The organism is Brevibacillus daliensis (genome assembly GCF_021245735.1).
Taxonomy (GTDB): domain Bacteria; phylum Bacillota; class Bacilli; order Brevibacillales; family Brevibacillaceae; genus Brevibacillus_B; species Brevibacillus_B daliensis.
The window spans coordinates 306,096-318,529 of sequence record NZ_JAJISB010000001.1; the positions used below are offsets into that span (position 1 = coordinate 306,096).

The following is a 12,434-nucleotide window of genomic DNA, read 5'->3' on the forward strand; positions in this document are numbered from 1 at the left end:
GTTAAATACCCCGATTATTATTTGTTAGCTTATGTGGTTTCCTGCTCAATTATCAGATGATACCGGCTCTTCCAATACGATTTCCTCGTCATCTTTACCTTTTAAACGGCGTAGTATCTCGCCCCACAGCTCATCTTTTCCCACTCCTGATTCAGAGGAAAAGACGATCATTGTATCGGTAGACTGAAATTCAAGGGTTTGACGGATTACCTTCAAATGTTGTTGCCACTTGCCTCGGGATATTTTATCACCTTTGGTTGCTACGACAATAGTTGGTAGTCCAATCTCTTTACACCAATGGTACATTCCAACATCCTCTTTGGAAGGAGCATGTCGAATATCTACCAGTTGTACTACAAACTTCAATTCTTCTCGATTTCTCAAGTAACTTTCAATCATGGCGCCCCAAGTTGATTTAATCGATTTGGATACCTTAGCATACCCATAGCCAGGGAAATCCACAAAATAAATTTCCTTATTTACTTTGAAGTAATTCAGGGTTTGGGTTTTACCTGGGCGTGAGCTTGTCCTCGCAATCGCTTTACGCTGGAGCATTTTGTTGATAAGCGAGGATTTCCCCACATTAGAGCGACCTACCAGAGCAATCTCTGGCAGGCCATCTGTTGGATATTGTTTCGGACCTACGGCACTGATGATAAATTCTGCAGACGTTATTTTCATTTTTTCTTCTCCGTTTTTCCTGTGACAAAAGCATACTTGATTACTTCATCCATATGCTCTACAGCATGGAAAGTCATTTCATCTCGCACACTGTCTGGAATATCTTCTAAGTCTTTTTCGTTATCTTTCGGGAAAATGATGGTTGTTAGGCCAGCGCGATGGGCAGAAAGAACTTTCTCTTTCAATCCACCAATAGGTAAAACGCGACCTCGCAACGTAATTTCACCCGTCATTCCCACTTCTTTACGCACTGCAATATTGGTTAAGGCAGACAGAATGGCTGTTGCCATGGTAATCCCTGCGGATGGTCCATCCTTAGGAATAGCACCCTCTGGAGCGTGGATGTGAATATCATGCTTCTCCAGAAACTCCTGATCAATTTTCCATTCAGTAGCACGGGAGCGAATATAACTAAATGCTGCTTGCGCCGATTCCTTCATCACATCACCTAACTGACCTGTTAATGTGAAGTTCCCTTTACCTGGGTACACACTTACCTCCACACTAAGGGTATCTCCACCTACTTGTGTCCAAGCTAGACCAGTAACAGAACCAATTTGATCCTCTACTTCAGCGAGTCCATAGCGGAAACGTGGTTTACCCAGCAGGTTTTCCAATGTTTTCGGTGTGACGACAACGCGTTTTTTCTCTCCGCTCACAAGAATTTTAGCGGCCTTTCTGCACAGGTTAGCTGCTTCTCTGTTCAGGTTACGAACGCCAGCCTCACGCGTGTACTGACGAACAATTTTCATCATGGCTTCTTCTGACACTTTTAGTTTATCTTTGCTGATGCCATGTGTTTCCATATTTTTAGGTAACAAATAGCCTTGCATGATCTTTAGCTTTTCCACTTCCGTATATCCGGAAATCTCAATTGTTTCCATCCGGTCAAGCAATGGACGTGGAATCGTGTGTAAGGTATTTGCTGTTGTTATGAAAATGACATTGGTTAAATCATAGGTTTCTTCAACATAATGATCGCTAAACTTGTCATTTTGATTCGGGTCCAGTACTTCCAAGAGAGCAGACGCTGGATCTCCACGGAAGTCACTTGCTAGCTTATCGATTTCATCCAGCAAAAAGACAGGGTTCACAGTTTTGGCAGAACGCATGCCCTGAATAATACGACCAGGCATAGCACCTACATATGTCCGACGATGCCCACGAATTTCGGCCTCATCGCGTACGCCACCCAAAGAAATACGCACGAATTGTCTTTCCATTGCACGAGCAATCGATTTCGCCAAAGAGGTTTTACCCACACCAGGAGGTCCAACTAGACAAAGGATCGGTCCCTGGATCTGACTAACCAGCTTTTTAACTGCCAGATATTCCAGCATACGTTCTTTTGGTTTTTCCAATCCATAGTGGTCTTCATCAAGAATTGCCTCAGCATGGGCAATATCCAGATTATCTTCGGTATTAACTGACCATGGCAAAGAAAGCAGTGTATCAATATACGTACGAACCACACTGCTTTCAGCTGAGGTTGCCGGCATCTTTTCCAATCGGTCAATCTCTTTTTCCAGCTTGGTCTTGATACGCTCTGGTGCGTCTGACTCATTCAATTGGGCACGAAGCTCTTCAATCTCGCCACCACGACCTTCTCTGTCGCCCAATTCTTTTTGGATTGCTTTCATTTGTTCACGCAGGTAATACTCCTTCTGCGTTTTTTCCATCTGTTTTTTTACACGTTGACCGATTCTGCGCTCAAGCTCCAGTACCTCACGCTCATTATTAAGGATTGTAAGCAGGATCTCAAGGCGTTTGTAAATATCCGTTTCCTCTAGTACATCCTGCTTATCCTTCATTTTTAGCGGTAGATGGGATGCAATCACATCAGCCATACGACCTGGTTCCTCAATATCACTAACGGAGCTAAGTGTTTCTGGAGAAACCTTCTTAGAAATCTTGATGTATTGTTCGAAATGCTGCAATACCGTGCGAACCAACGCCTCAATTTCGTTCTGATTCTCGCTTGTTTCCTGCAAATATGTAATGGAAACATAAAAGTACTCATCTTTTTGCAGGAATTCCTCAATCCGAGCGCGTTGAATCCCCTCAACAAGTACTCGTATTGTCCCGTTAGGCAATTTAAGCATCTGCTTTACGCGTGCTACTGTTCCTACCGGATAAATTTGCTCAACATCAGGCTCTTCGACTTGAACCTCTTCTTGTGTTGAAAGCAAAATATAATTATCATCCACCATTGCTCTTTCAAGAGCTTTAACGGATTTTTCACGTCCTACGTCCAAGTGCAAAACCATACTGGGATAAACCAACAAGCCTCGAAGCGGCAATAAAGGTAATTCCCTAGTTCCAGTATGTTCACCCATGACCAAGCACCTCCCATTCAACGGCCACGATTTCTCTTTCTCTACAATTAGTTATCAACTTATTGTATCGCAAAAAGTCGTCCGATGTCTAATTTGTCATTGCAGTTGCTTACACTTGGATGTCTTCACTTGAATCAAATTAATGTAGCAGATCGACAGAGTACTATTATAACGAAAGAGAGTAGTATTTTCCTACTGGAAGCTGCTTGAAAGTCATGAATGATCCCTGCCCATATCTAATTTTTCTCTTGTAGCTTCGTGGAAAATTAGAGGGGAAGCCCACCTTGATTTAACCCTTCAATTTGTACAGGTAGGGTAAACGGCGGAATATAACCATCTGCATACTCTTCCTGCTCCTCTGTTTCCACAAAAGCAATTCGGATTGCTTCCTCAACGCGTTCAACCGGAATGACAGTTACACCTTCCATTTCGCTGAAAATCGACTGCCAATTTTCCGCTGGAATCAGTACTCTGTTTGCTCCAGCCTGTCTGGCAGCTTCCACTTTCGCAACGACGCCTCCAACCGGCTTTATCTTTCCATGTATACTTATTTCTCCGGTTACCGCAAGCAGATTATCAATATGTTTTTGCTTGATTGCCGAGTAAATCGCAATCGCTATGGTAAGCCCAGCAGATGGCCCATCTACAGGGACACCGCCTGGGAAATTAATATGGAGGTCATAATCATAAGGCTGAACCCCCAAACGATGTAACACGGTTACTACATTATCAATGGAGCCTTTCGCCATTGATTTGCGACGAATCGTCCGGCTGCGGCTGCCCATTTCTTCTTCTTCTACCATTCCTGTTAAAATCATTCGTCCAGCGCCTTTTATGGATGCTAGCGAAGCTGTTACTTCAAGCTCCATCACTGTACCCATGTTAGGTCCATACACGGCTAGCCCGTTAATTACCCCAATTTGAGCTTTTTCGTGGACTTGTTTCTCCTGGCGCGGGGACTTCTGACTGCTGTGAACGACCCATTCCACGTCCTGTGTCGTTACAACTTGCCTGTTTTCCGTCATACAAATACCTGCTGCAATTTGCAAGGTATTAATAGCTTCACGACCATTAGTAGCATATCGTTCAATAATTGGAATTGCTTCAATATCCATTTGGATATTCATTTTTTTCATCGCATTCTTTATGATACTACCAATTTCATTTGGTTTAAGTGGACGGAAAAAAATCTCTAAACAACGTGACCGGAGCGCAGGCGGAATTTCTTCAGGCGTTCTTGTCGTTGCACCCACTAACCGAAAATCAGCTGGCAGACCATACTGAAAAATTTCATGAATATGCGCAGGGATTTGATTGTTTTCTTCACTATAATAGGCACTTTCCAGCATTACTTTACGATCTTCCAGCACTTTTAGCAGTTTATTCATTTGTACCGTATGTAGCTCGCCTATTTCATCTAGAAACAGGATTCCACCATGCGCTTTGGTTACAGCTCCTGGTTTCGGTTGCGGAATGCCAGCCTGACCCATTGAACCTGCTCCTTGATAAATCGGGTCGTGAACAGAACCAATCAAGGGATCAGCGATACCTCTTTCATCAAATCGGGCTATCGTCGCATCAATTTCTACGAATTTGGCGTCAACTTTAAATGGAGAGATAGCAGTTTTTTTCGCTGCTTCCAGAACCACACGAGCTGCTGCCGTTTTCCCTACACCAGGTGGACCGTAAATAATCACATGCTGAGGATTTGGACCACATAAAGCAGCACGAAGCGCCTTCAACCCATCTTCCTGTCCAACAATTTCTTCCAAGGTACTTGGACGTGTTTTTTCAGATAGCGGTTCTGTTAATGCCACCATCTTCATTTTGCGAAGATAATCTCCTTCTTTTCGTGTTTCTTTATCTGATGTTGTCTTCGTTGTCCGTTGCATCTTTAATAGATTGAAAAAGTATACGCCAATGATGACCCCGACTACTAATTCAACCATTCCTATTATTAGCGTTGTATATTGCATATGAATCCCTCCCCGAGATATGCCTGAATAGGCGTGATCATATGAGGTAGTATTTCCTAGTTGTGGGGAGTGTAAACCAATAGCATGAAGGGAACCAAAACGTAGCCTCTTCCGAGATTATTAGCTGTAGCGGAAGAAGCATATGTTTTGGCTGTAAACTGTTTAAGGTCCCACAAGGAAGCTACGTATGTCCGCTTCGCAAGACAGAGTGAGGAAAGTGCAAAAAGAAGTAGCCGCTACGCTGTTATCTCATGGATTGCACTTTTTGATCCTCACTCTGTTTTGTACGCTAGGTTGGCCCTTAAAAGGTTTTTGCCAAAACATATGCTTCTTCTGCGTCGGTGATTTAAACTTACTATGTCATACACTTCGAAGCTTTCACTTTCAACCCTATCACCAACGCGAAGCTACATGTTTCTTTGTCACGCCCCATTGGTGAAGAAGCATATTTGTCGGCGCTTTTCCTTTGACTGACTACTTAGCGGAGCAAGCAAGCGCGGGGAGAAAAAATTGCAACCCATGAGCAACATCTATTGTAATTGCTACTTTTTGCAATTTCCACGCGCTTCCTTGCGGAGCGTACAGTCTATTCTTCCTCGCTGGAAGTCAACAGAAATCAAGCCGACAAATATGCTTCTTCCACCTGCACTAGCGCCACAAAAAAACATGCTATAAAAAGAAAAACCCCGGAGCATCGCTCCAGGGTTGCCTATGGTTATGCAGATTGAATAATGTCGCCTTCTTTGTTGGTAAGCTGTGGTTTTACTTTCGCGCTTACCACCTCTTCGGTGATTAGACACTTTTCCACATCTTCTCTAGAAGGAAGCTCATACATCATATCTAGCATGATTTGCTCAATAATAGCACGTAATCCACGTGCACCTGTGTTACGTTTAATCGCTTCTTTAGCGATTTCAGTAAGCGCACCTGACGAGAAGTCTAACTCCACACCATCTAGGCTGAGAAGCTTTTGGTATTGTTTGATCAGAGCATTCTTCGGCTCTGTCAAGATGCGTACCAACGTCTCTTCATCTAGTGGTTCCAGGGTTGCATGTACTGGTAGACGACCTACAAATTCAGGGATTAAACCGAATTTGAGCAGGTCTTCAGGCAATACGTACTTCAGATATTCACCTTGTTTCAGGTCAGATTTAATACCCTCTACAAGATCAGATCCAAAGCCAATTACCTTTTTACCAACACGACGCTTGATAATCTGTTCGATACCGTCAAAAGCACCACCACAGATAAACAAGATGTTAGACGTGTCAATCTGAATGAATTCTTGGTGCGGATGTTTACGTCCGCCTTGTGGTGGAACACTTGCAACTGTTCCTTCCAAGATTTTCAACAGTGCTTGCTGTACACCTTCACCTGATACATCACGTGTAATAGATGGATTCTCTGATTTACGAGCTACCTTATCGATCTCATCAATGTAGATAATACCTTTTTCAGCTTTCTCCACATCGTAGTCAGCAGCTTGAATCAGTTTAAGCAAGATATTTTCTACGTCTTCACCTACGTAGCCAGCTTCTGTCAATGAGGTTGCATCTGCAATAGCAAATGGAACGTTCAGAATGCGAGCTAACGTTTGTGCAAGAAGTGTTTTACCGCTACCAGTAGGTCCGATCAGCACGATATTGGATTTAGACAACTCAACATCCTCAATCTTCGCACCGGAATTAATACGTTTGTAGTGGTTATAAACCGCTACCGCCAAAGACTTTTTCGCCTGATCTTGACCGATGACATAATCATCTAGGATATTACGGATTTCCAATGGTTTAGGAATCTCTTTCATATCGATATCTTCATCAGTACCAAGCTCTTCTTGTACAATCTCATTGCAAAGCTCGATGCACTCGTCACAGATGTAGACACCTGGACCAGCTACTAACTTACGAACCTGCTCCTGAGACTTGCCGCAGAATGAGCATTTCAATTGGCCTTTATCGTCATTAAATTTAAACATATTTTTCACCTCACGTCGATGATTTTCTCATCCGCAAAACGGGATGGCTCTGGCCTTATCGGCGCTCAATGACGTTATCAATCAATCCGTAGTTTTTGGCTTCCTCACTAGACATGAAGTTATCACGATCAGTATCACGATCAATAATATCATAAGGCTGCCCAGTTCTTTCTGCCAAAATCTCGTTTAATTGACGCTTCGTCTTCAAAATCCAGTCTGCGTGAATACGGATATCTTCCGCTTGACCACGCACGCCTCCCAGCGGTTGATGAATCATCACTTCACTGTTTGGCAACGCATAGCGCTTACCTTTTGCTCCCGCTGCCAAAAGTACCGCACCCATGCTGGCCGCCATGCCAATACAAATCGTCGAGACATCCGACTTTATAAATTGCATGGTATCATAAATCGCCATTCCAGCGGTAACAGAACCGCCTGGTGAATTTATGTACAGATTAATGTCCTTCCCTGGTTCCTCCGATTCAAGAAACAGCAATTGTGCTACAACAGCATTTGCTACATCGTCATCGATCTCGCTGCCCAGGAAAATGATACGGTCTTTCAACAGACGAGAATAGATATCATACGAACGTTCGCCTCGGTTAGTTTGCTCTACGACCATTGGGATCAGCATAAGGGGGACCTCCTCTACTTTATTTAGGATACAATGCCAAGGTGTTGTTCATCTGAGAAAACAAGGCACGAAGTAATCGTGCCTTGCGCCTATATCTTAAGATTATGCAATTTATTTGCTTTCTGCAACCAACAAATCTACAACTTTACGAGTCAAAATTTCACGGAACAAACCAGCAAGTCCGTCTTGAGCTGCAAAGATTTTGCGAAGCTCATCTACAGGACGACCATACATTGTAGCGTATTTTTCTAGTTCAGCATTCACATCTTCTTCAGTTGCTTCGATGTTTTCTGCTTTAGCAATTGCTTCAAGAACTAGTGCTGTACGTACACGTAGACTTGCATCGTTGCGCATTTGGTCGCGAAGAGCAGATTCATCTGTACCTGAGAATTGGTAGTACAATTCAAGGTTCATACCTTGCATAGAAAGGCGTTGCTCAAATTCTTTAACCATTTGATCAAGTTCTGACTCAATCATAACCTCAGGAATTTCGATTTCAGCTTTTTCAGTTGCTGTTAGAACAAGCTGTTCACGAATGTAGTTAGATTTGTCAGTTTCAGCATTTTGTTCTAGCTTCGCTTTCAAATCTGTTTTGTACTCTTCCAGAGTATCGAATTCACTTACGTCTTTAGCGAATTCATCGTCCAACTCAGGCAGATTTTTGCGCTTGATGCTGTTCAATTTAACTTTGAACACAGCTTCTTTACCTGCAAGGTTTGGAGAATGATATTCTTCAGGGAATGTTACAGTGATGTCTTTTTCTTCCCCGATTCCAAGACCAACTACTTGCTCTTCGAAACCAGCAATGAAAGTATTGGAACCTAGTTCAAGAGAGTAGTCTTCAGCTTTACCGCCTTCAAAAGCTACACCATCTTGGAAGCCTTCGAAGTCGATGTTTACGCTATCGCCGTTTTCTGCTTTGCCTTCCTCAACGGAAACCAATTCAGCATGACGGTTTTGCATTTTAGTCAATTCTTCATTCAACTGCTCATCAGCTACGCTGAAGTCTTTTTCTTCAACTGCAAGACCTTTGTAGTCTCCCAATTTAACTTCAGGTTTAACTGTTACAGTAGCTTTGAAAATAAGATTTTGACCTTTTTCCATTTGCTCAACGTCAACTTCTGGACGATCTACAGGATCAATACCTGCTTCACGAACAGCTTGTCCGTAAGCTTTTGGAAGTAAGATATCAAGAGCATCTTGATACAGAGATTCCACGCCAAAACGATTTTCAAACATTTTGCGAGGTACTTTACCTTTACGGAATCCTGGAACGTTTACTTTTTTAACTACTTTTTTAAATGCATCATCCAGAGCAAGGTCCACTTCTTGAGCTTCGACTTCAATAGTCAGGACTCCCTGGTTATTCTCTAACTTTTCCCATTTTGCTACCACTTAAACTTCCCCTCCTAGATCAAATCCAGAAAACATTGCCTCAAACACACAAAATTATATATGTACTAGGAAGCAATTAATTTACCTGCCATTATAACCATTCCAGTATATCACATACGAAATAAATTTCAAGAAATCAGCGTCTAGTTAAAAATTGGCCGCCGCGTTCGTTGATTATTACACCTTTTGGATTGTAAAACGTAACTTGAACAGAAACGTTCTCCTCCGTTACCTCAAGCTGCTCAAGCACCGCGTAGCTTGGGGTATGAAACCCTCTTGGCATTAACAAGCTACCTGGATTAATAAATAGAACATCTTTTTCTATCCCACAAATTGGATAATGGGAGTGACCGAACAAAACGACATTCGCCCCTACTTCTTCTGCTTTGTAGTGCAGTCGTAACAAAGAGCTTTTCACATCATACAGATGTCCATGAGTTTGAAAAATGGTTAGATCCTTGTACCGAGTAACTTTTTCCTTCGGTACCTTCTCGAAATCACAATTCCCTTGGACTAATTCCATCGAAGAAAAAGGGGCCAGATTTTGTTGAACACAAAAATCACCGCAATGTAGAATGACCTCAGTCTGATGACGATCCACAACCTCTTGCACTTCTTTTACCATACCATGGGTATCGCTGATGATGAGAATGCTCATGCCCTATCTCTCCCTCAGTTTATCTAGTAGCTCACACATCGCTTGAGCGCGATGGCTGATTTGATTCTTCTCCTCTGGAGATATTTCAGCCATATGCTTTAATCTGCCAGGTAAAAAGAAGACTGGATCGTAACCAAAACCATTTGTTCCAACTGGAGTATGAGCAATAGCTCCCTCGCAAGTTCCCGTTGCAATAACAGGTTCCTTATCCGGTTCAACATAGGCTAAAGTACATCGAAAACGCGCAGTTCTTTTTTCCAATGGGACATCAGATAATTTATCAAGGAGCTTTCGATAATTTTCTTCATCGGTAGCATTTTCTCCTGCAAAGCGAGCTGAATAGACTCCTGGCTCACCATGTAAGGCATCCACTTCTAAACCTGAATCGTCTCCAATAGCAGGAAGCTGCAAGAACTCAGCAATCGTCTTTGCTTTTTTAACCGCGTTCGCTTCGAATGTCGCGCCATCCTCTTCCACTTCAGGGGCATCAGGGAAATCAGCTACACTAACCACTTCCCAGTCAAGTTCTGCAAACAGCCGGTTCATCTCGCGCACCTTACCTGCATTACGCGTAGCCAGAACGACTTTCTTTTTACCCACTTGTTCCGTCATGTTCTTACTCCCGTCTCTCATGTAGTCACTACTCTGCTTTATATAGTTTTACGTCACCAAGTACTTCTTTTTGTAACGAAACGAGGTCATTGATCCCTTTTTGTGCCAATCCAAGCAGATCGATCAATTGATCATTACTAAAAGGTGATTCCTCACCTGTACCTTGCAATTCTACATATTTACCTGCGCCTGTCATGATGACATTCATATCAACAATGGCACTGGAATCCTCTTTATAATTAAGATCAAGGACTGCTTCCTCGCCTACTACACCAACAGATGTGGCTGCCAGGAAATCAGTAATCGGATACTCTTTCCACACTCCAGAATCAACAAAAGTACGCATTGCATCAACCATTGCTACGAATGCACCTGTTATCGAGGCTGTTCTTGTGCCACCATCTGCTTGAATTACATCGCAATCAAGCCAAATGGTGCGCTCTCCCATTGCTTCCAGCTTAACAACGGAACGAAGCGCTCGACCAATCAAACGTTGAATCTCCATCGTACGACCGCCTACTTTTCCCTTGGAAGATTCCCGGGCATTACGCGTCTCGGTGGCTCGTGGCAACATGGAATACTCAGCTGTGATCCAGCCCTTTCCTCCGTTTCTCATAAAAGGAGGTACTCTATCTTCTAGCGTTGCCGTACAGATCACCTTCGTGTCACCAACCTCGATTAGACAAGAACCTTCCGCATGCTTGATATAGTTACGAGTAATCTTTACTGAACGCAATTGGTCGTTGGCACGTCCATCAAATCTCATGAAAAACCTCCTACAATATCCTTCTTAGTAGTTGATACGAATCTTAACAACGGTTCAAGCCGTTTTGATCCATAAAAAGCTTTCATATAGTATACCAAGGCACAGAGCGATCTGCCAGTTTTTCCACTCTTCATCACGATATCCTTAGTTACCTTCCTTACTATACCCTTCCAAACCTCTTCTTTTGCGAATTTATTTCATTTGTAGTCAGGAAGCGAAATCTAGAAATTAATACTTTCTTATACAGTGAAAAAAACCACGCCAATTAGACGTGGAGAGGTACTAGAATTCAAATGTATTGATTGTAGCTGGTCTCGAAACAGGCTGATCATATTTTTGCTCTCCTGATTGGGCTAGTGGCTTACCTTCTACCAGGACCTGCACCTGTTTAACCCCCGTGTTCTCGATCAGAGAAAGAACCAAGGAGTCCAAGACTTCGGGATTAGCTTCTTTTTTGCTATCAAAAGTAAGGATGTCATCGCTCAGATTGACCACTAAGGTATCTTTCTTTTCCTCAACGCCAAGCAGCTTAGTGGTTCGTATCAACGAACTGATTAACTGCGAGCCTTCCTTTGGCCCTTTTATTAATTCCTGCACAACAACCTCAGCAATTTTATCTGTTTCGGGAACTAATCGAGTTACAGGGACAAAATAGCTTCGTTTGTCATCCAGCATCCCCTGATAATAGACGGTTACCGCAGTCGTTCTTCCTGGGTGAGCACCCTCAGCCAGCTCTGTATTAATTCCTTTCTCCCTGGTTAAAAGGGAGATTGGCGTGCCATTCTGCGGCATTTCCTCTAGCTGCTGTCCGTTTACCCAAATGGCAATGTCTTTTACATTAGAGAATTCCGTCATGGATCGGGTGATCGCTTCCAAAATCTTCTGTTCGTTTTGCTTATTGTAATTTTTGAATTCTGATGAAAACTCAATCGTTGCTTTACCTTCTTTAATGGTCATCCCAAGTACCTTCGTACCTTCTGGAAGAACCGGCTCGAACCCCTGAGGTTTCAGCATTTCCACCGGACCGCCTTTTACCATGTACTTCAGCACTTGTTTTGCTGATCCCTCTTCTTTAGGTAGAACTAGCGAAACGGGAACAACATAACCATTGCTATCAAAGAGATAGACGGTGCGTTGCCACGTTTGAACGGTAGCTTCCCCCGTCCCCTCCTTACCTGTTGCAGGGTCCTGTGTATTCGTACTTGTATTACCCTGCTCGACAGTTATTGGAGTAGGAGCATCCAGAGGGGCGTTCGACTCTTCAGATGGTCCAAACAAGCCGCATCCACTCATCAGCACCGAACTGAGCCCTATGATTGCCACCGCTTTTCCGATAGTTTTTTTCCTCATCCCTATTTCCTCCTCGCAAGACACTTTGTACTACCATGTATACGAGCAGGG

General features: G+C 43.1%; 10 protein-coding genes. All 10 read right to left on the reverse strand.

Features of this window, described 5'->3' with window-relative positions; translation table 11 throughout:
* Positions 1–45 precede the first annotated feature (45 nt).
* The 10 genes from yihA to LM917_RS01620 all read right to left on the reverse strand — a co-directional run bounded on the left by yihA (position 46) and on the right by LM917_RS01620 (position 12,383).
* Positions 46–681: a ribosome biogenesis GTP-binding protein YihA/YsxC gene (gene yihA / locus LM917_RS01575; RefSeq protein ID WP_232695638.1), complete on the reverse strand. Its 636-nt coding sequence runs from the start codon at positions 679–681 to the stop codon at positions 46–48.
* Entirely contained in the window at positions 678–3,017 is a 2,340-nt protein-coding gene (gene lon, locus LM917_RS01580; RefSeq protein ID WP_232695639.1) for an endopeptidase La, read from the reverse strand. Before lon ends, yihA begins: the two co-directional genes overlap by 4 nt.
* 266 nt (positions 3,018–3,283) lie before the next feature.
* Entirely contained in the window at positions 3,284–4,993 is a 1,710-nt protein-coding gene (lonB, locus tag LM917_RS01585; RefSeq protein WP_232695640.1) for an ATP-dependent protease LonB, read from the reverse strand.
* A 715-nt stretch (positions 4,994–5,708) separates the two neighbouring features.
* On the reverse strand, positions 5,709–6,968 hold the full coding sequence (clpX, locus tag LM917_RS01590) for an ATP-dependent protease ATP-binding subunit ClpX (RefSeq protein WP_232695641.1): 1,260 nt from the start codon (positions 6,966–6,968) through the stop codon (positions 5,709–5,711).
* Between the two features lie 55 nt (positions 6,969–7,023).
* Complete coding sequence (gene clpP, locus LM917_RS01595; protein ID WP_232695642.1) at positions 7,024–7,602, reverse strand: ATP-dependent Clp endopeptidase proteolytic subunit ClpP; 579 nt, start codon at positions 7,600–7,602, stop codon at positions 7,024–7,026.
* A 111-nt stretch (positions 7,603–7,713) separates the two neighbouring features.
* The gene (gene tig, locus LM917_RS01600; protein WP_232695643.1) at positions 7,714–8,997 is read right to left on the reverse strand and encodes a trigger factor; all 1,284 of its coding nucleotides are present in this window, start codon (positions 8,995–8,997) and stop codon (positions 7,714–7,716) included.
* Positions 8,998–9,133: 136 nt separating this feature from the next.
* On the reverse strand, positions 9,134–9,655 hold the full coding sequence (locus tag LM917_RS01605) for a metallophosphoesterase family protein (protein ID WP_232695644.1): 522 nt from the start codon (positions 9,653–9,655) through the stop codon (positions 9,134–9,136).
* A gap of 3 nt (positions 9,656–9,658) precedes the next feature.
* Positions 9,659–10,267: an XTP/dITP diphosphatase gene (locus LM917_RS01610; protein ID WP_232695645.1), complete on the reverse strand. Its 609-nt coding sequence runs from the start codon at positions 10,265–10,267 to the stop codon at positions 9,659–9,661.
* Positions 10,268–10,295: 28 nt separating this feature from the next.
* Positions 10,296–11,033: a ribonuclease PH gene (gene rph / locus LM917_RS01615; protein WP_232695646.1), complete on the reverse strand. Its 738-nt coding sequence runs from the start codon at positions 11,031–11,033 to the stop codon at positions 10,296–10,298.
* 282 nt (positions 11,034–11,315) lie between these two features.
* A complete protein-coding gene (locus LM917_RS01620) occupies positions 11,316–12,383 on the reverse strand; it encodes a GerMN domain-containing protein (RefSeq protein ID WP_232695647.1) in 1,068 nt (355 codons plus the stop codon).
* Positions 12,384–12,434: the final 51 nt, after the last annotated feature.